The sequence below is a fragment of the Ureibacillus chungkukjangi genome, from assembly GCF_044795995.1.
GTDB lineage: Bacteria > Bacillota > Bacilli > Bacillales_A > Planococcaceae > Ureibacillus > Ureibacillus chungkukjangi.
On record NZ_CP085009.1, the window covers coordinates 3,094,711 to 3,115,129 of the forward strand.

Sequence of the window (20,419 nt, forward strand, 5' to 3'; positions counted from 1 at the left end):
GTCGCTTTTCGAGGCGCTAGCTAGTTTTTATTTTTAGTTTAAGTTGTACCTTCACTGACTGGCGGTGTATGGATTTCCCTTCTTTTCCGAATCCAATCCTCCAAGCCTCCCGTACCAATCAAAACACCTATTATAATCAGCATACAGCCCAGGATTTGAGAAAGATGCATATGCTCATTTAAAATAACTACCGAGCCTGTTAACGCAAAAATTGTGCTTAAATTGGTGAAGATAGCCGATTCAGCCGTACCGAGTCTTTTAATCATCGAGTTAAATAAGCTATGTCCGATAGCCGTTGCAAACATTGCTGAGAACAAGAACACACTCCATAGCTTTATGTCTAAGTTGCTAAAAGCTAAAAAGGATGATGGATTCATCACAAGGTTATACAGAATCATAACAGTCGACCCGAGTGTCAGCATATATGCTGTTAGTACAAGTGGCGGAATGCTAACTGTGATACGTCGGATGATAAAAAAGCTAAACGCCTGAACGACAATTGAGGCTAGAACATAAACGTCTCCTAAAACAAAGGCCGTTACAGCACCAATATCATCTACTACTGCTATAACGATGCCCAAAAAGCCGATGATAAACCCTGTAAATCTAAGCTTTGTTAGCGAGGTTGCTCTAGTAGCAACGGCAATAATTGCAGTAATTAAAGGAGCTAGCCCAAGTATTAATGAGGTTTTCACAGCAGTTGTTTGGGCTATACCCGTTGCGAGCAATGAGTGATGAGCAACAACCCCCAACAAAGTTGCAAGGAAAACAAATTTCCATGGCATTTCTTTATATATAATTTTCTTTTTCATTACAAGTAATATTAAAAATAAAGTGATACCCGCAAGGAAAATCCGAGTCCCCTGCATTACAAGAGGTGGCATATCAAACACAAGAAGCTTCAAAAGGGATACATTAATTCCCCACAAAAACATTGTCAAAATCATAATCCCATACACTTTCAGCAAGATAATCCCCCCTTTAATCCTAGCCAGAAGCATTTTGTTAGATGACTAGAAGTTTACCTTAAGCTGATGGCTTCGTTTGTAAAATTTTAATACCCATTGCGATAAAAACAAATCCTGTTACTTTGTTTAAAATCATGGATGCTTTTGTGCTGCTTCGTAATTTGTTGGTAGCCATTGATGAGAAATAAGCCGTGATGGTGCACCAAATTCCTCCGACCAATGTATAAGTAACCCCTAAAATAATAAATGGTGTGGGGCTCAAAATCCCCGAATTCGTATTAATAAACTGTGGAAGAAAGGCTAAGAAAAACAAAGCCACCTTTGGATTCATAACATTTGTTAACATCCCTTGGAAGAATATTTTTTTATTACTATGAATTGGCATTTCCTGCGCATTTTCTTTCTCATTCTTTGAAACTATTAGCTTTATGCCTAAATATGCAAGATAGATCGCACCAGCAATTTTGACGACATTAAACAAAAGGGCAGATTGCATTAAAATGACGGATAGTCCAAATGCCGCCAGTAGCGTATGTACCACTACCCCAGCAGAAATGCCTAACGCAGAATATATCCCTGCCATCCTACCTTGTGAAATACTTCGACTGATTATATACATCGTATCCGTACCGGGAGTTAAAATCAGCAGTATTGCTGCAACTAAAAACACTTCATAATTTACAATCCCAAACATTTACAATCCCCTCCTACCTTCCATATTAATATTCGATTATTCAGAAAGCAATACAGAAATTAAAGACAGAATATTGATAGGGAGCTGGGGGAATTTAGATGCCGTTGAGGTGGATGAATGTGTTTATGTAGGGCAGCTACTTGGGGCTTAGTTTTGCTTCGGGGTGTAGTTCATCTCGCTTATGAAGGGCATCTTGAGCTTAGTTTGCTCCGGGAATGCCGTTCATTCCGCTTATGAAGGGCAACCCAAGTCTAATTTCTCTCCACCATGCACTTCATCCCTCTTATGAACTGCATCCCAAGTCTAATTTCTCTCCACCATGCACTTCATCCCTCTTATGAACTGTATCTCAAGCATAATTTCCCTCCACCATGCACTTCATCCCTCTTATGAACTGCATCCCAAGCCTAATTTTGCTCCACCATGCACTTCATTCTACTTATGAAGTGCATCTCAAGCATAATTTCTCTCTACCATGCAGTTCATCCCGCTTATGAACTGCATCTCAAGCCTATTTTTCCTGCACCATGCATTTCCTCCCCTCACGATGTACCTCTCTTGCCAATACCACTCCCAAAATGCTTCATCATCCTCCTGCCGAACTTTCCCATCTACTTCACACTCTCCCCAAACAAAAAAACCACCCGATTCCATTACAGAATCAGGTGGTCATAAACCTACAGATTAGCGTAGGTTATAGAATGTTTTCAATCCAAGGTATTGGCTTGTTTGAGCTAGTTGATCTTCGATGCGAAGAAGCTGGTTGTATTTTGCTACGCGGTCTGTGCGTGATGGGGCACCTGTTTTGATTTGACCAGCGTTTGTTGCTACTGCGATGTCAGCGATTGTTGCGTCTTCTGATTCACCAGAGCGGTGAGAGATGACAGCAGTGTAGCCCGCGCGTTTTGCCATTTCGATGGCATCGAATGTTTCTGTTAAAGTACCGATTTGGTTAACTTTGATAAGGATTGAGTTTCCTACACCTTGCTCAATACCTTGAGATAGCTTGTTTGTGTTTGTTACGAATAGGTCGTCCCCTACTAATTGAACTCGGTTACCGATGCGTTCAGTTAGTAATTTGTGGCCATCCCAGTCGTTTTCGTCTAATCCATCTTCAATTGAGATGATTGGGTATTTTGAAGTTAACTCTTCATACCAAGCAACCATTTCTTCAGAAGTTTTTACAACGCCTTCACCATCTAAGTGGTATTTGCGATCTTCCTTGTTGAATAGCTCAGAAGATGCAACGTCCATTGCAAGCTGCACTTCTTCACCTGGTTTGTAGCCAGCTTTTTCGATTGCTTCTAAAATTACAGTGATTGCTTCTTCATTTGAACCTAGGTTAGGAGCGAAACCACCTTCGTCACCTACTGCAGTGTTGTAGCCTTTTTCCTTTAATACTGCTTTTAAGCTATGGAAGATTTCAGCACCGATGCGTAGAGCGTGGCGGAAAGACTCAGCTCCAACAGGCATTACCATGAATTCTTGAATGTCCACGTTGTTATCAGCGTGGGCACCACCGTTTAAGATATTCATCATTGGTACTGGTAATTGTTTAGCGTTAACTCCACCAAGGTATTGGTATAAAGGAATATCCAGGTAGTCTGCTGCTGCATGAGCAACTGCTAAAGAAACACCAAGAATTGCGTTAGCGCCTAATTTCCCTTTGTTTTCCGTACCGTCTAATTCGATTAAGGCTCTATCGATTACAACTTGGTCTAAAACTGAGTAGTTGCCCTCTAATTCTTCAGCAATAATTGTGTTCACATTTTCTACTGCTGTTAAAACACCTTTACCAAGATAGCGAGATTTGTCGCCATCACGTAATTCTACTGCTTCATATTCACCAGTTGATGCACCAGATGGTACGATTGCACGGCCAAATGCACCTGACTCAGTAAATACTTCTACCTCAACTGTTGGATTTCCACGTGAATCTAATACTTCGCGAGCGTAAACTTGTGTAATAAATGGCATAATAAATCTCCTTTATATTTGAAATTTGTTAGTAACTCTGTTAAACATCAGGTTAATTTTACTTAACGCAATGGCTTAAAATCAGGTTCCCCTACTTGTCAAAAAGTGGTTGACCTGTCATTTCCTGTGATTGTTTTACATTTAGTAATTTTAACATAGTTGGAGCTAGATCTGCTAAAATCCCACCATCTCTTATCGTAATACCAGTCTTAGTCACGATAACAGGCACTGGATTCGTTGTATGGGCAGTCATCGGCTCTCCCTCTACAGTCACGACCTCATCAGAATTTCCGTGGTCAGCTGTAATAATCGCTGCTCCACCCTTAGCAAGAAGTGCATCAACGACTCTTCCTAAGCATTCATCTACCGCTTCAATCGCTTTAATGGTTGGTTCGAGCATACCACTATGACCAACCATATCTGGATTAGCAAAGTTTAAAATAATGGCATCGAATTTATCGGCCTCGATTTCAGCAACTAATGCATCTGTTAGCTCATAAGCACTCATCTCAGGTTTTAAATCATATGTAGCAACCTTAGGTGACGCAATCAAAATCCGTTCTTCACCTGGGAACGTTTCTTCTCGTCCACCACTCATAAAGAAGGTTACATGGGGATATTTTTCAGTTTCGGCAATGCGAAGCTGCGTTAGACCCTCTCTTGAAATCATTTCACCGACAGTATTTACTAAATCAACATTTTCAAACGCCACTTCTGCATTTACATCTGCACTATAATGTGTGAACGATACAAATTTTAAATTTGTCGGATGCTTTTCAGAAAGCTTAAAGCCGATAAATCGATCATTTGTAAAGACTGTTGAAAGCTGGATGGCACGGTCTGGTCGGAAATTAAAGAAAACTACCGCATCATTTGTATCAACTGTTGCAACGGGCTTCCCTTCCTCAGTAATGACAAAAGGAATGACAAATTCATCCTTTACATCTCTTTCATAAGAAGACTCAACCCCGATTTTGGCAGATGCTGCTGTGTGCCCGATACCGTCAACTAGGGCGTTATACGTTAACTGAACACGTTCCCAGCGCTTGTCGCGGTCCATTGCATAATAGCGACCATGGATGGAGGCAAACTTCCCGACACCAATTTCCTTCATTTGTTTTTGAGTTTCCTCAACATATTTAAGAGCTGTTGTCGGACCTACATCTCTTCCATCTAAAAAGCCATGTACATACACTTCTTCTAATCCATTGGCCTCTGCTAATTTCAATAAGGCAAATAGGTGCTCATAATGACTATGAACGCCACCGTCTGATAATAAGCCCATTAAATGAAGCTTCGAGTTATTGGCTTTGGCATGCTCTATAGCAGCTAAAAACTTTTCATTTTTATAAAATTCGCCATCGCGAATCGATTTATGAATACGTGTTAAGCTTTGATATACAATTCGTCCTGCACCAATGTTTAAGTGTCCAACCTCAGAGTTCCCCATTTGACCATCTGGAAGACCTACAGCTTCTCCACTAGCAGTTAAGGTAGAATGGGGAAACTGTGCCCAGTAACGATCGAAATTCGGCTTTTTACTTTGTGCTACCGCGTTTCCGAATGTTTCATCACGAAAGGCGAAGCCATCTAAAATTATTAATGCAACCGGTTGTTTAGGCATCCGTTCCTCGCCTCCAATAGTTATAATACAGTTTGACTCGTGAAGCTCAAATCTTCACAAGCCCACTTATTACTGTGCCTTTTCTAACAATGCTAAATAAGAATCGATATCTAGACTTGCTCCACCTACTAGGGCACCATCAATATGGTCTTTTGAAAGTAATTCTTCAATGTTCTCTGGCTTCACACTGCCGCCATATTGAATACGAATACTTTCAGCTGTTTCGCTTCCGTAAAGTCCTTCAACAACCTCACGAATTTTACCGCACACGGCATTCGCATCATCTGCAGTTGCAGTTTTTCCAGTGCCGATTGCCCAAATTGGCTCATAGGCAATGACCATATGATTCACTTCTTCTGCTGTAAAACCTTCAAGTGCAGCCGTTACTTGAGACGCAACCTTCTCCTCTGTTTTACCAGCTTCGCGTTCTTCGAGTGTTTCGCCACAGCAGATAATCGGAACAATTCCGTTGATCAGTGCCGCTCTCACCTTTTTATTTACTGCTTCGTCTGTTTCATTGAAATATTCACGACGCTCAGAATGGCCTAAAATAACATAGTCCACGTTGATAGAAGCAAGCTGTGAAGGGCTGATTTCTCCAGTAAAGGCACCTTCATTTTCATAGTGCATATTTTGGGCTCCAATGGCTAAATCCGTCTCCAACGCAATATCTACTAAAGTTGGTAGGTATAGTGCAGGGGCACAGATTACTGCATCCACTTTTTCTTCTGATGGGACTTTTTCGCGTACGATTTCTGCAAATTCTACTGCCTCGTCAAATGTTTTAAACATTTTCCAGTTTCCAGCGATGATAGGTTTACGCATGAAAAAACGCCTCCTTATTTATCGTTAAGTGCTACAATTCCTGGAAGTGCTTTACCTTCCATTAGTTCAAGTGAAGCTCCTCCACCTGTTGAGATGTGATCCATACGGTCTGCAACCTCGAATTTCTCTACAGCTGCTGCTGAATCTCCGCCGCCGATGATTGTGTAGCCATCCGTTTCTGCCATAGCTTGTGCTACTGTTTTTGTACCGTTAGCGAATTTGTCCATTTCAAATACACCCATTGGACCATTCCAGATGATTAGTTTCGAATTTTTAATGATTGAAGCATAATGCTCGGCTGTTTTTGGACCAATATCTAGACCCATCCAGTCTTCAGGGATTTCTTCGATAGCAACAACCTTTGTTTCAGCATCCTTTGAAAATTCGTTTGCAACTACAGCATCAATTGGCATATGCAGCTGTACGCCTTTTTCCTTTGCCTTTTCGATAAAGCTTTGTGCAAGCTCAATCTTATCTTCTTCAAGCAATGACTTACCAATTGCATGTCCTTGAGCTTTGATGAATGTAAATGAAAGGCCGCCACCGATGATTAAGTGATCTACTTTGTCTAAAAGGTTTTCGATTACACCGATTTTGTCCTTAACCTTTGCACCACCAATAATTGCTGTAAATGGTCTTTCAGGATTAGATAATGCTTTTCCTAATACATCTAATTCCTTTTCTATTAATAAGCCCGAAACTGCTGGGATATGTTTTGCGATTCCTTCAGTTGAAGCATGTGCGCGATGTGCTGCCCCAAATGCATCATTCACATAAAGATCTGCTAATTTCGCGAAAGATTTCGATAACTCTTCGTCGTTTTTCTCTTCACCTTTATGGAATCGAACATTTTCTAATAAGACAATGTCGCCTTCCTGCATAGCTGCAACTGCATTTTCTACATTTGTACCAATGGATTCGTCTAATTTGTTCACTTCTTTACCAATTAGCTTTGATAGATGTTGACCCACTTGAGTTAAGCGCATCTCTTCATTTACTTCGCCTTTTGGACGACCTAAATGTGAGGCTAAGATTACCTTAGCTCCTGACTCTACCAGTTGTTTAATCGTTGGTACCGCTGCACGAATTCGTGTGTCATCTGTGATTTCACCGTTTTCCATCGGTACATTGAAATCCACTCGTACAAATACTCGCTTTCCTTTTACTTCAACATCATTCATCGTCTTCTTTAAAAACATTGAAGAAAACCCTCCTTCAAATAGTGACTAATTCACTTTTTGTTAACTATATACTATTTTTAGCTTGCAGTAAGAAAAAAAGCGTCTCCTCTTCTTACTACTATCTTATATCTACCATATCGTAAAAAAAGCGATGGGTAGTTTTATCCATCGCTTCCTTTACCCTCCATTATTATAAAGGTTACCCATTATAAAGGCTATACTTTTTACTTACATAAAGCTAAATATGTCATAACAAATAACCACATTGTGTTACTTAATGAGAAACAGTATGACACATTCATTTACAGTCTAATTATTGCTTATTTGTAATGTAAGAAGCTAAGTCCATTAAACGGTTTGAATAGCCAACTTCGTTATCATACCAAGCAAGTACCTTCACCATATTATTATCTAATACCATTGTCGATAAACCATCTACAGTTGATGAATGAGGGTTTCCGTTATAGTCGATAGAAACTAAAGGTAATTCATTGTAGTCAAGAATGCCTTTAAGCTCTCCTGCTGCTGCTTCTTTTAATACACTATTGATATCTTCTACAGTAACAGAAGAAGCGTTTAGCTCTACAACAAGGTCAACACATGATACGTTCGGTGTTGGAACACGCATAGAGAAGCCATCTAATTTCCCTTTTAACTGAGGAAGTACTTTTGAAACCGCAACTGCAGCACCTGTAGTTGTAGGAATCATCGATACAGCACCAGCACGGGCACGTCTTGGATCGCTATGTGGGAAGTCTAGAATACGTTGGTCATTTGTATATGAATGAATTGTTGTCATCAACCCACGTTTAATACCGAATTTCTCATCTAAAACCTTAGCAACTGGTGATAAACAGTTTGTTGTACAAGACGCATTTGAAATCACATTTTCTGATGCCTGGTATTGTGTATGGTTAACACCCATTACATAAGTCGGCATTTCACCTTGTGCAGGAGCTGAAAGAATCGCTTTTTTCGCACCAGCCTCAACATGCTTTGATACCTCTTCCATTGAACGGAAACGACCTGTCGATTCAATCGCTACATCAATATCAAGCTCGCCCCATGGTAATTTTGCTGGGTCTTTTTCCGAGAATACTTGAACTCTAACACCATCAACGATAAATGCATCGTCCTCTGATTGTACATCTGCATCGTAAACCCCATGAACAGAATCATATTTTAAAAGATGCGCAAGCTGATGAGCATCTGATAAGTCATTAACTGCTACTACTTCAAACTCACTATTTTTAATTGCCTCACGAAAAACTAATCGTCCAATACGTCCAAATCCGTTAATTGCAATTTTAATTGCCATGTCAATTTCCTCCAAATAAATAAATTTTTCTATTTAAAATTTCATTCAAGCCGCTTACAGTTTTGCCTACAAGAAAATTAATTATCCATAAAATAAATTCACTTTTTCTAAGCATTAATCTATTTTTCTAAAATGGCATTAGCTGCCCCTTCATCAGTAATAAGGACTGTTTGCTTTGTACCATCAATCTTGAAATAGGCTTGAATTGCTTTTGCCTTAAGTGATCCACCAGCAACAGCTACTATGTGCGGGCTTTGCTTGACCTGCTCGAGCTGAATCCCAATGGTATTGATTCGGTATATTATTTCGCCTGTTTCGTCAAAATAATAACCAAATGCTTCTCCTACTGCATTTTTTTCATTTAACATATTGATGATGGCTTCATTGGAGTTTCTCCTATGTGCCATTTCGTTAGCTGACCCTATGCCATGAATGACAATATCAATATCGTCATAGAAGTCGAGTACTTCCTTTACCATCGGCTCTTTAACCATTGTAGCGAAGGCATTTTCACTTAGGTTTTCTGGCAAGTATAAGGTACGAAACTCAGCACCACATTTTGACGCAAATTGTGATACAAGCGTGTTTGCTTGTAGGTTCATTTCATTCCCCAGACTTCCACGTGCTGCAATAAATGTGAGTGCACTAAGCGATTTTGTAGGAGACAAAAAGCTTGTTAATGCAGCGACAGTGCTGCCACCTGTAATTGCGACTGTGTTGTCTTTTTTAGCAACAGCGGTTAAGTATTCGCTGGCTTCTTTACCTAATAGCTGTGTAGTACTACTTTCAATATTTACATCACCAGGAACTATTATTACCTTCTTAATATCTAAAATTTGGGCTAGCTTCTTTTCCTTTAAACTAAGTCCTGAAGCTTCCTGGAAGGTTTCTTTTAGTTCTTCAAGTATTTCATACCCTTTATTGGTACAAATCATACCTTTTTGTGACGTTTCAATTAGTTGTTGATCATTTAAAATCGTTATTTCATTGCGGACTGTACGTTCTGAAATATTCAATGTATCTAAAATCATCCTTCGACCAATCGGACCAGCTACAGCAATTGTTTGTAGAATTCGATAACGCTGCTGGATGATTGACGATAGCTCAGGCACAAGCAAGTGAACAGCTTCCTTTTGACTTTCATTATTCAAGAAACACACCTACAACTTTCAGTGGGTTCATTTTTGTCCCATTATATATTTATTGTCCCACTTAACTTAAAAAAATATTCTACTCTTAGAGTATACAATTTTACGCGATATTCTACAAATATTTTGATTATTTTTTTAAAGCATCCCAATTCTAAGGTTGGAATGCTTCATAAAGAGTGACGTAGTCAAGGTTCCCATACTGAATTATTGCCCCATTTTTTTCAACAACAGGAATCATTAACATGTATTTCTCATGTAAAGCTTCATTTTCTTCTATATTTATGACGTCAATTTCAAAGGGAAAATCGCTTTGAAGAAGCTTTAAAGTCAGTAATCCCTCTTCACATAATGAACAGCCTGGTCTTGAATAATAATTTACCCTCATAATAAATAATTCCTCCGACTAAATTCTTCCTCCTTAGAATCGCAAAATTCTACCGAATAATCAACTTACAACTACACAAACTAATTTCGTACGTTTTTGTACACTAAAATCTGGGAGGAATACTACAATGGACAATCAATTCATGAATGAACCTCAAGCAACTCAAGGAAATATGCCTCTTTCAATGAATCATGGTGCACATGAAGTAATGGACGTTCATGAGGTACTAAGTGCTGCAATCGGTGGAATGAATACATTTATCTTCTTCCGTCCTCATGTACAGGACCAAGAGCTTCTAAATATTTTGGACAGACAATATGCATTCATGCTAGACGAGTATAATATTACGGCTGAATGCTTCAAAACTGGACAAGATCCAAGTCACCCTACTCGCTCTTACAAAATGCAAATGGGTAATGATACAAACTATGGTTTAACACCGAGCCAGCCTAAAAAACCAATGACGTCAGCTAACGAAATTAATGACGGTATTATTTCAGGTTTCTTGATGAACGCTCACAAAATGGGAGCTACAGGTAAAACAACTGCAGCACTTGAATCGACAAACCCAGTTGTTCGTCGAGTTTTACAGGACTCCATTCAAAATTGTATTGAAATGGCATACGAGTTATCTCTTTACCAAAACAAAAAAGGCTACTACCAAGTACCACAGCTTTCACCAGCAGACATGCAAACAATGTTAAATATGTATGGACAAGCTGAAAAAGCTAAGGATATGCCTAACTAAGTTAGATAAAAACAAAAGGATCCATTTGATGTAATCTTGCATCAAATGGATCCTTTTCGATTTTACAATATTTTCCCTAAAAATGCTTTCGTTCGCTCGTTTTGCGGAGCATCGAAAAGTTTTTCTGGTTGGCCTTGCTCTACAATATAGCCACCATCCATAAACACTACTCGATCTGCTACCTCGCGAGCAAATCCCATTTCATGAGTTACAACTACCATCGTCATTCCCTCATGCGCTAATTGCTTCATAACATCCAACACTTCTTTAACCATTTCAGGATCTAGTGCAGATGTTGGTTCGTCAAATAGCATCACTTTCGGCTTCATCGCTAGGGCACGAGCAATAGCTACACGCTGCTGCTGTCCCCCTGAAAGTTGCTGTGGATAGTTATACGCCTTTTCACGAAGTCCTACCTTATCCAACAATTCTAAAGCTAAGTTCTCTGCTTCACTTTTTGAAAGCTTTCGAATAAACATCGGAGCCATTATAATATTTTCAATAACCGTCATATGCGGAAACAAATTAAACTGCTGGAACACCATTCCAACCTCAGTGCGTATTAAGTTGATGTCTGTTTTAGAATCATTGACTTGAACACCTTCGATATAGATCGCTCCATCTGTAATTTCCTCTAGTAAATTAATACATCGTAAAAACGTACTCTTACCAGAACCCGAAGGACCAATCACGCAAACTACTTCTTTTTCACGAACTTCATAGTTAATCCCTTTTAAAACATCTAATTTCCCAAAGGATTTATGTAGGTTCTCTACTTTAATCATACATCAACCCGCCCTTCTCGCTTTTTTCGCGGATTGTAATCGATGCTAAATCGTCTTTCAATGAATGCTACTAGTTTCGTAATGATAAAGGTTAATAGTAAGTATAGAACTGCAGCTACTAAGTATGGCTCCCAGAAACGGAAATGTGCACCTGAGACTATTTTTGCTGCATATAAAATATCATTTGCTGCAATAACTGTTACTAAAGAAGAATCCTTCAATAACGCGATAAATTCGTTTCCTAACGGTGGAATCATTCGACGAATTGCTTGTGGCAAAATGACTCTTCGCATCGCTTGCCCATGTGTTAGACCAAGGGAACGTGCAGCCTCCATTTGTCCCTTATCAATCGATTCAATCCCTGCACGGATAATTTCCGCATTATAGGCCGCACTATTTAAAATAAGGGCCGTAATCCCCGAAACCATAAAGCCAAATGATTGACCGAAAACCGTGGGTATTAATGCCAAATGGATGATTAAAATCTGCACAAGCATTGGGGTACCACGGAAGAGATCGACATAGAGCTTACATGGCCAATAGAGCCATTTTCTCTTTGATGTCTTTCCTAAACCGAGAAATACCCCAAAAATGATTCCACCAATATAACCGCAAATTGTTAATACGATCGTCACCCAAATACCATTGATAAAAAACTCACGGTAGTCCCAGATCAAATCCCAACGCATATCTAAGAAGTCCATCTGAAACCCTCCATCTAATTATTCGATTTCTTGCCCTGTAATTTCAGCTAGCTTTCCGCTTTCCTTCAGCTTTTGGATTCCTTCATTTAAAATATCCAGCACTTCTTTATTCCCTTTTTTAACCATTAATCCATAGTATTCTTTTTCAAAGCTATCATCTTCAATAGATTTTAGTTTCGATTCTGGATTATTTTTTATATATTCAATAATTACTGCGTTATCGCCAATTACAGCATCAACAGTACCGTTGATAAGCTCTTGAATAGCAACTGGTGTAGTTTCGTAAGGTTTAATATTTGCACTAGTTTTCCCTTGTAGGTCTTGGGCTGCAAAATGTCCCGTAGTATTCATTTGAACACCGATCTTTTTATCAGCTATATCTTGTAGAGATTCAATATCAGATTCTTCCTTTGTTACGATTAATTGTGTAGCCTCGTAATAAGGCTCTGTGAAATCATAAGTTTCCTGACGTTCTTCAGTAATAGTAATGGCAGAAATACCTAAATCCACTTCGCTGTTGATCAATTGTTGGAATAAAGGATCCCAACCTACATTGTTAATTTCAAATTCAACGCCCACTTCTTCACCGATGGCATTCACAACATCCACATCAATACCAACGATATTTCCTTTGTCATCAAAGGATTCAAATGGTGCATAGGCAGCATCTGTTCCAACTTTTAGTGTAGTAGTTCCTTCTCCATCCTCACTTGCTGAACCATTTGTCCCTGTTTCTGATGCTCCACATGCAGCTAAAATAATGGAAGCCGCAGCAATGGGTGTAATTAATGAAAATAATTTTTTCTTATTCAACACTGATAATTCCCCCCGAACTCTATTTATCTTTCTAATTCCATAATTCAGATTATTCATAAAATCAGAAAATATATTTACAATTATATAAACTTCACAATATTTAAACAACATAAAATTTTCTAATAAAATTACGGAATGTTACATAGATATGTGAGGTATGGAGGATATGGGGATTAGTGAATATAACTGAAGCCAATTTCGAAGCTAGGTTTTCCTTCTCCACAAAAAAAAACAACCCGAAAAGTTTAGTTAAACTTTTTCGGGTTGTTCTTTTTCTTTATGTTTTCAAACCTTAAACTAAAACACTTGATCATAACTCATAAAAATTTTATATGAAAAGATTGGTAATATTAGTTTAAAGAGAATGAATTTGGGATAAAATGAATTGGTACAGTAATTGCATTTTATCCCGTATTTTTCATTCCCTCTGGATTCTATCAGGCTGCTAAGCTAATAGATCCATGGAAGGTCTACCTTATTAAAATCATAGTTGAAGCAGTAAAATGGCGCCCTCGGAGGGAATCGAACCCCCAGCGGAAGAACCGGAATCTTCTGTGTTATCCATTACACCACGAGGACATCTTATAATAGAAACTTACTCGTAACGCTTTTGAAAATAGAAATTGTTCTTCATTTACATAACTGATAATGCTTTAGGACATAACGCCGATTGTAAAATACGACTTTTCTATTATACAAATGTATACAACGTAATTCAACTATTAAATTGAAGATATATTTGATTATATTGTGTCTGTTTTGTGCAGTTTTTCATCAGATTTTTTCGATAAATAGGGTAGAAATATTAACTTCTATGCTTTACTTCTTATTTAATAATTAAGTCATAGAATAATAGCGGATACATACTGCAATATTTTAGTAAAGGACAGTGTTTTATATTTGACCTTCCTTGACTATTCTGTGTATGATATGTGTACAGCTAAAAGGAATTCTTTTAGCACCAAGTTAACGAATAAATCTTTTTAAGGAGGATTTACAATGAATTTAATTCCTACAGTTATTGAACAAACAAGCCGCGGAGAACGTGCATATGACATTTATTCTCGTCTTCTAAAAGACCGCATCATTTTACTAGGTAGTGCTATCGATGATAATGTGGCAAACTCTATTGTTGCCCAATTATTATTCCTAGCAGCAGAAGATCCAGATAAAGATATTTCTTTATACATCAACTCACCAGGTGGATCAATTACAGCTGGTATGGCAATTTACGATACAATGCAATTTATTAAACCACAAGTTTCAACAATTTGTATCGGTATGGCTGCATCAATGGGTGCTTTCTTACTTGCTGCTGGTGAACCAGGTAAACGTTTTGCTTTACCAAATGCAGAAGTAATGATTCACCAACCACTTGGTGGAGCTCAAGGTCAAGCTACTGAAATTGAAATTGCTGCAAAACGCATTTTATTCTTACGTGATAAATTAAACCAAATCTTATCTGATCGTACTGGTCAACCAATAGAACGCATTTCTAAAGATACTGATCGTGATAATTTCATGACTGCTGAAAATGCAAAAGAATACGGTTTAATCGACCAAATTATTAATCGTGTTGAAGATAAATAAAAACATTAATGGTGAAGAGGATTCATTTCCTCCTCACTATTTTTTTTGCTCTGTTTGCTAAAACTGAATGTTTCTTTGTATGAGAAATAAAGGGAAAAATTCCTCTTAAATTGGTAATTACTCGTATTTTCTTTTAAATAGCGGGAGTTTTTCCGCTTATAGTGGTTAAATCATTGGATTTCCTCTAATTTTTAGCAGATAATCGAACTTTTCCCTCTTATATCTGCTTTTAAAAGGCTTTCATACTAATTAGCGGAAAATTTTCCTCTTATATCCCCACCTAAAAGGCTATCAGAATAATTAACAGGAACTTTTCCTCTTATACCACATCTAAAAGGTTCTCCTACTTTCACCTAGAATCCCCTCTCATCAGCGCTTAAAATCACCATGTATCAAAACAGAGTTTAGAAAAAAAGGAATCTCATTGTTGTGAGATCCCAAAAGTTTGCGAGCGTTTACAAATGATGATAGCTTATTCTTCTCTTTGAATAAGTGAAACTAGTCCTTCTACAGCTTCTTGTTCGTCTTTACCATCAGCGATTAGAGTAATCGTTGTTCCTCTTGCTATGGCTAAACTCATAATACCCATAATAGACTTTGCGTTTACTTTTTTCTCATCCTTTTGTAAGTACACTTCTGATTTGAAGCGATTGGCCTCTTGAACAAACAATGCTGCTTGTCTCGCCTGCAAACCAGATTTTAATTTCACTTCCACATTGGTTTCAACCATTTTTGATACTCCCTTTCAAACCGTTCATCTATATACATTTATCTTATCTAAATTGTATGAAAAGAACAATGATAGAATCCTACAATTTTTGAAAACTTCAGTAAAATTTGGATTTTTCATGAATATTCACTAATTTCCGAGTGTTATTTAATGGTTTCTCCACGTCTTAGACTGTCTGCAATTTCATCGATTTTACGTAATCGATGGTTGACTCCTGACTTACTTACTGCACCTGTAGATACCATTTCACCAAGCTCTTTTAGTGTAACATCCTGATATTCAACTCGAAGCCGAGCAATTTCTCTTAGCTTTTCCGGTAGCTGGTCAAGACCAATCGAGTTTTCTATAAAGCGAATATTCTCGACCTGACGAATAGCTGCACCGATTGTTTTGTTTAAATTGGCGGTTTCACAGTTTACGATACGGTTTACACTGTTTCGCATGTCACGCAAAATTCGAACGTCCTCGAATTTTAGCATAGCTTGTACAGCCCCAACTATCCCCATAAAATCCGAAATTTTTTCCGCTTCTTTTAAATAAGTTACAAACCCTTTTTTACGTTCAATGGTTTTGGCATTTAAGTTGAATTTGTTCATCAAATCCGCTAATGCTTCACCATGCTCTTTATATAGTGAATAAATCTCTAGATGATACGCTGAAGTTTCAGGGTTGTTTACAGAGCCACCTGCTAAAAACGCACCACGTAAATAAGCTCTCTTCTGATCTCTATTTGAAAGCAATGAAGTAGAGAGAGAATGATTTAGCTGAAAATCCTCAGATAAAATATCTAAATCTGCTAATATTTCACGAGCACCGTCACGAACACGGCAAATGTAAACATTATTTTTCTTTAAGCGCATTTTTTTTCGAACTAGTAATTCCACATTATATGGATATAGTTTTTTTACAATTGTATAAAGCCTTCTTGCAATTGCAGCATTTTCAGTCTGTACATCTAGACTGAGCTGTCTATTTGTAAAGGATAATGTTCCATTCATACGAATAAGTGCAGATACCTCTGCTCTTAAACAATTATCGTCTGTTTCTAGTTGCGTTAATTCCTTTTTCGTTTCGGAAGCAAATGACATCTTTTTCCCCCCTTTCACTATGTATGAAAACTATCATACCACACATTCAAACCGTAGAACCTTGTATGTTTTTTACATTCTCGTCAGTGTATATTCACTAAGCCACTTAGCAATTTTATTTGACTCATGGCGAACGACGCCAGATTGTATCGTAGCGATTTCTTTTTTTATGACTTCAAGACCCATATTTTCTAGCTTTTCGATATCAAACAGCACTGGCTCAGCATTCTCTTCTTTATAGTTTTCTTTAATAGGTGATGGCAATTCTATATCATTGACCAAGATAGCATCAAGGCATGGTTTTCCTACATGATCATAAATTGCCTGAACATGATCTGTAGCTCTATAGTTCAAGGTCTCACCTTGCTGTGTCATGAGATTGCAAATGTAAATTCTTTTCGCTTTTGCTCTAACTAGTGCTCTACCAATTTGTTTTACTATTAAATTAGGAATAATACTAGTATATAAGCTTCCTGGCCCCACTAGAATTAAATCAGCCTTTTCAATTGCACGAATTGCTTCCGGAAGCGGTTTCACATCACCTGGAACTAAAAAGACACGTTTGATCGGCTTTTTAGAATTAGGAATTTTCGACTCCCCTTCAATAATAGAGCCATCTAATAATTCCGCGTGCAAAGCGATTTTCTTATTTGCTGCTGGGATTACTTTTCCATGGACCTTTAATACTTTACTCATTTCTGCGATTGCATGGCTAAAATCACCTGTAATATCAGTTAAAGCAGTTAGCATTAAATTTCCTAAAGAATGGCCACCTAAGTCATCTGACTCGGAAAATCGATACTGAAACATTTGCTCAACTAATGGCTCTGTATCAGATAATGCGGCAATTACATTCCGAATATCACCAGGTGGCGGAATATCGTAGTCATCACGAAGGCGACCTGAGGATCCTCCATCATCTGCAACTGTAACAATTGCAGTAATGTCGAATGGATAGTTTTTCAATCCGCGCAACATCGTAGAAAGACCAGTCCCCCCTCCTATAACTACAATATTCGTTTTTTGTTTCTTCATGCTGTCAATCCTTTCTGCGATTGATATCTCGGTGAGTAATTGCCGTTTGATAGCTATCACTAAATAGCTTTCCATAGTATTCAGCTAACGTTACGGAACGATGCTGCCCACCTGTACAACCAAAAGCAATTACCAGCTGGGATTTTCCCTCATTAATATATTGTGGAATCATAAATTTAAACAAGTCAGTTAGCTTTACGATTAACTCTTGGGCTTCTTCCTGTGCTAATACATAAGAGGATACCTCTTCTTGTAGGCCCGTTTTTGGACGCAGCTCTTCCACGTAGTACGGATTTGTTATAAACCGAACATCAAAAACAAGGTCTGCATCAATTGGCACACCATTTTTGTAACCAAAAGACATCACATTGATAGAGAATTTCGGGCTACTAGAAATCGAAAACTCTTTACCAATACGTTCTCTTAGCTGTCTTGGTTTCAATTGAGATGTGTTGTAAACAAATTTGGCTCTACCCTTTAGCTCACTCAGCATTTCTCTTTCTTTTTTGATGCCTTCAAGTGGAGCTCCCTGTGGTGCAAGTGGATGGGATCTACGCGTTTCTTTATAGCGTTGAACTAGTGCCTCATTTTCTGCATCTAAAAATAGCACACGTGTATTAACATATGCTTCTTTTTCCAATATGTCTAGGGCATCAATAAGGGAGTCAAAAAATTCTCCTCCACGCATATCCATTACAGCTGCAATTTGAGTAATATTACGTTCTGATTCCTTCATCAACGCTAAAAATGTTGTTAATAATGCAGGTGGCAAATTATCAATGCAGTAATATCCTAAATCCTCAAAGCTTTGAACAGCTACTGTTTTTCCAGCTCCAGACATTCCTGTAATAATGACTATCTCATGTGTAAAATCTTGAACATTACCCATGTGACCATCTCCCCTTTTTTAAGTCTCGCTTGACGTTTGAAACCTTTGATCTATTAAATCAAATTCTGTTGTATAAGTAAATGTACCATATTGAATGCCTTTGTCTAAGGCAGAAAATAACAAGTTTCTACGATCGCCTTCAGCCATTGGCAGCTTGTGAAGAGCTTCGATTGGGTGCCATTCTAGGACGCCTTCTCGCGTTTCTTTAAAAGGTTCTCCCTCAACGCCATATGTAACAAATGTATAGAGCATCCATTCATCAACGACTTCTTCGCCGTCCTTGATAATCATTGTATAGACGCCTTTTAAATGTGGACTCTCTGGCGTTAAGTTTGTCTCTTCTTTAAATTCTCTTTGTGCCGCTTCAAAGATAGATTCGCCGCTTTCCATCTTACCTCCTGGAGCAACATACCAACCTCTTCTTGGTTTTTGGAGAAGTAGAACCTTCCCATCTTGAATTGCTAATAAGTTTGCTATTCGTTGCATAACAACCACCTCAAATCTTTTGTTACTCCTATATATGTATTATACCTTATCAAATAGTCATTCGCGTAATAGGAAAGCCTAGATTAATCTTGATATTGAACTTAGCATAAGTTTCAAGATAGTTGGTTTACCTTAAGAACACACAGGCTAACTTCCAAGCTACGACATAAAGTCGGAAAGTTTAGAAGTTATTTTCCGATAAATCAATCATCGTCCGCGAAATTTTTCCACAAAAAAAGTTGCTTCCCAAATTGATGGAAGCAACTAAAAACTAAAAAAAGGGGGGTTAAAGCTTATGTCCCTATTATAGCTAATTTTTATTGCAAGGAGGTTACAAAAGAGTTAAAACCATATTACTTCTGGTTAATTTTCTCAATAAGTTCCTCTACATAGTGCTGTGCAGTTTGAGCTGCGATACTACCGTCGCCTGTTGCTGTAACAATTTGGCGAAGCATTTTATCGCGAACATCACCAGCAGCAAAGATGCCTTTTACTGACGTTTCCATTTTATCGTTCGTTACGATATAGCCATTATCATTTAAAATACCTAGGTTTTTAAATGGTGCTGTTAATGGTACCATTCCGATATAGACAAATACTCCGTCTGTTTTGAATTCCTGCTCACTATCATCAACAGTTGAAACAAGTGTTACACTTCCAACCTTGCCATCTTTTTCGTTAATTTCTTTCACTGTGTGATTCCAAATGAAATCGATTTTCTCATTTGCAAATGCACGGTCTTGTAGAATTTTTTGTGCACGAAGCTTATCGCGACGGTGTACAATCGTTACTTTGTCAGCAAAGCGAGTTAAATATACGCCTTCTTCAACTGCCGAGTCTCCTCCACCTACAACAACAAGGTGTTTTTGCTTGAAGAATGCGCCATCACAAACTGCACAATAGCTTACGCCGCGTCCACCAAGCTCTTTTTCGCCTGGAATACCCATTTTTTTATACTCTGCACCTGTTGTTAGGATAATTGAACGTGTTTTATATTCCTTCGAACCAGCTTTGATCACTTTATATTCTTCACCGTCAATAATTTCGGCTACATCACCATAAGCATACTCTGCACCGAATTTTTTGGCGTGCTCGAACATTTTAGTTGAAAGCTCAGGGCCTAAAATTGTTTCAAATCCAGGATAGTTCTCAACTTCTTCTGTGTTGGCCATTTGCCCACCAGGAATTCCTCGCTCGATCATTAAAGTAGCTAGATTCGCACGTGAAGCATACACAGCTGCCGTCATTCCAGCAGGACCTGCACCGATTATTATTACGTCATAAATTTTTTCTTCAGCCATTTAAAAAGCCTCCCCATAGAAAAAGCGTTTGTATATTCGCTTCTATTTATCTTGAATATACTAAAACGCGCTTAAGTATATTTTATCTTTTTAATCCTAGGACAATCTGTTCGTAACTTCAACT

General features: G+C 38.2%; 20 protein-coding genes and 1 tRNA gene. 2 read left to right on the forward strand and 19 right to left on the reverse strand.

From position 1 onward, the window contains the following. Positions 1–38 precede the first annotated feature (38 nt). From LG296_RS15370 to LG296_RS15410, 9 genes are all read right to left on the reverse strand, one after another. On the reverse strand, positions 39–959 hold the full coding sequence (locus tag LG296_RS15370; protein ID WP_235867644.1) for a DMT family transporter: 921 nt from the start codon (positions 957–959) through the stop codon (positions 39–41). 67 nt (positions 960–1,026) lie between these two features. Continuing rightward, positions 1,027–1,662 (reverse strand): LysE family translocator, encoded by a 636-nt coding sequence (locus LG296_RS15375; protein ID WP_404427186.1) that lies wholly within the window; start codon positions 1,660–1,662, stop codon positions 1,027–1,029. A 684-nt stretch (positions 1,663–2,346) separates the two neighbouring features. Further along, positions 2,347–3,639 carry a phosphopyruvate hydratase gene (gene eno / locus LG296_RS15380; RefSeq protein WP_107933636.1) on the reverse strand — a complete coding sequence of 431 codons (1,293 nt, stop codon included), beginning with the start codon at positions 3,637–3,639 and terminating at the stop codon, positions 2,347–2,349. Between the two features lie 91 nt (positions 3,640–3,730). After that, the gene (gene gpmI, locus LG296_RS15385) at positions 3,731–5,263 is read right to left on the reverse strand and encodes a 2,3-bisphosphoglycerate-independent phosphoglycerate mutase (protein ID WP_404427187.1); all 1,533 of its coding nucleotides are present in this window, start codon (positions 5,261–5,263) and stop codon (positions 3,731–3,733) included. 69 nt (positions 5,264–5,332) lie between these two features. Next, positions 5,333–6,088, reverse strand: a complete 756-nt coding sequence (gene tpiA, locus LG296_RS15390) for a triose-phosphate isomerase (RefSeq protein ID WP_404427188.1) — start codon at positions 6,086–6,088, stop codon at positions 5,333–5,335. 14 nt (positions 6,089–6,102) lie between these two features. Continuing rightward, positions 6,103–7,287, reverse strand: a complete 1,185-nt coding sequence (locus LG296_RS15395) for a phosphoglycerate kinase (protein WP_404427189.1) — start codon at positions 7,285–7,287, stop codon at positions 6,103–6,105. A 295-nt stretch (positions 7,288–7,582) separates the two neighbouring features. Continuing rightward, positions 7,583–8,587, reverse strand: coding sequence for a type I glyceraldehyde-3-phosphate dehydrogenase (gene gap, locus LG296_RS15400; RefSeq protein ID WP_107933644.1), 1,005 nt, complete (start codon positions 8,585–8,587; stop codon positions 7,583–7,585). Between the two features lie 119 nt (positions 8,588–8,706). Then, a complete protein-coding gene (locus LG296_RS15405) occupies positions 8,707–9,738 on the reverse strand; it encodes a sugar-binding transcriptional regulator (RefSeq protein WP_235867640.1) in 1,032 nt (343 codons plus the stop codon). 151 nt (positions 9,739–9,889) lie between these two features. Then, positions 9,890–10,123 carry a glutaredoxin family protein gene (locus LG296_RS15410; RefSeq protein WP_107933645.1) on the reverse strand — a complete coding sequence of 78 codons (234 nt, stop codon included), beginning with the start codon at positions 10,121–10,123 and terminating at the stop codon, positions 9,890–9,892. A 127-nt stretch (positions 10,124–10,250) separates the two neighbouring features. Here LG296_RS15410 and LG296_RS15415 point away from each other — a divergent pair, with 127 nt between their 5' ends. Beyond that, positions 10,251–10,871, forward strand: coding sequence for a spore coat protein (locus tag LG296_RS15415; RefSeq protein WP_181418046.1), 621 nt, complete (start codon positions 10,251–10,253; stop codon positions 10,869–10,871). Positions 10,872–10,933: 62 nt separating this feature from the next. Here the strand turns inward: LG296_RS15415 and LG296_RS15420 are convergent, their stop codons facing one another. The 4 genes from LG296_RS15420 to LG296_RS15435 all read right to left on the reverse strand — a co-directional run bounded on the left by LG296_RS15420 (position 10,934) and on the right by LG296_RS15435 (position 13,755). Continuing rightward, positions 10,934–11,656, reverse strand: a complete 723-nt coding sequence (locus LG296_RS15420) for an amino acid ABC transporter ATP-binding protein (protein ID WP_404427190.1) — start codon at positions 11,654–11,656, stop codon at positions 10,934–10,936. Next, on the reverse strand, positions 11,653–12,360 hold the full coding sequence (locus LG296_RS15425) for an amino acid ABC transporter permease (RefSeq protein WP_107933649.1): 708 nt from the start codon (positions 12,358–12,360) through the stop codon (positions 11,653–11,655). Before LG296_RS15425 ends, LG296_RS15420 begins: the two co-directional genes overlap by 4 nt. Positions 12,361–12,378: 18 nt before the next feature. Continuing rightward, on the reverse strand, positions 12,379–13,173 hold the full coding sequence (locus tag LG296_RS15430; protein WP_404427993.1) for a basic amino acid ABC transporter substrate-binding protein: 795 nt from the start codon (positions 13,171–13,173) through the stop codon (positions 12,379–12,381). Positions 13,174–13,680: 507 nt separating this feature from the next. Continuing rightward, positions 13,681–13,755, reverse strand: a tRNA-Arg gene (locus LG296_RS15435). Between the two features lie 420 nt (positions 13,756–14,175). Between LG296_RS15435 and clpP the strand changes: the two genes are divergently transcribed. Continuing rightward, positions 14,176–14,766 (forward strand): ATP-dependent Clp endopeptidase proteolytic subunit ClpP, encoded by a 591-nt coding sequence (gene clpP / locus LG296_RS15440; RefSeq protein WP_404427191.1) that lies wholly within the window; start codon positions 14,176–14,178, stop codon positions 14,764–14,766. Positions 14,767–15,238: 472 nt separating this feature from the next. Here clpP and LG296_RS15445 read toward each other — a convergent pair whose 3' ends face one another. The 6 genes from LG296_RS15445 to trxB all read right to left on the reverse strand — a co-directional run bounded on the left by LG296_RS15445 (position 15,239) and on the right by trxB (position 20,295). After that, a complete protein-coding gene (locus LG296_RS15445; protein ID WP_107933653.1) occupies positions 15,239–15,496 on the reverse strand; it encodes an HPr family phosphocarrier protein in 258 nt (85 codons plus the stop codon). Positions 15,497–15,639: 143 nt separating this feature from the next. Continuing rightward, positions 15,640–16,584, reverse strand: a complete 945-nt coding sequence (gene whiA, locus LG296_RS15450) for a DNA-binding protein WhiA (RefSeq protein WP_107933655.1) — start codon at positions 16,582–16,584, stop codon at positions 15,640–15,642. A 72-nt stretch (positions 16,585–16,656) separates the two neighbouring features. Then, a complete protein-coding gene (gene yvcK / locus LG296_RS15455) occupies positions 16,657–17,619 on the reverse strand; it encodes a YvcK family protein (RefSeq protein WP_107933657.1) in 963 nt (320 codons plus the stop codon). Positions 17,620–17,623: 4 nt separating this feature from the next. Beyond that, positions 17,624–18,508 (reverse strand): RNase adapter RapZ, encoded by an 885-nt coding sequence (gene rapZ, locus LG296_RS15460; protein WP_107933659.1) that lies wholly within the window; start codon positions 18,506–18,508, stop codon positions 17,624–17,626. Between the two features lie 18 nt (positions 18,509–18,526). Further along, positions 18,527–18,994: an 8-oxo-dGTP diphosphatase gene (locus LG296_RS15465; protein ID WP_107933661.1), complete on the reverse strand. Its 468-nt coding sequence runs from the start codon at positions 18,992–18,994 to the stop codon at positions 18,527–18,529. Between the two features lie 353 nt (positions 18,995–19,347). Further along, complete coding sequence (gene trxB / locus LG296_RS15470; protein WP_107933663.1) at positions 19,348–20,295, reverse strand: thioredoxin-disulfide reductase; 948 nt, start codon at positions 20,293–20,295, stop codon at positions 19,348–19,350. Positions 20,296–20,419 lie beyond the last annotated feature (124 nt).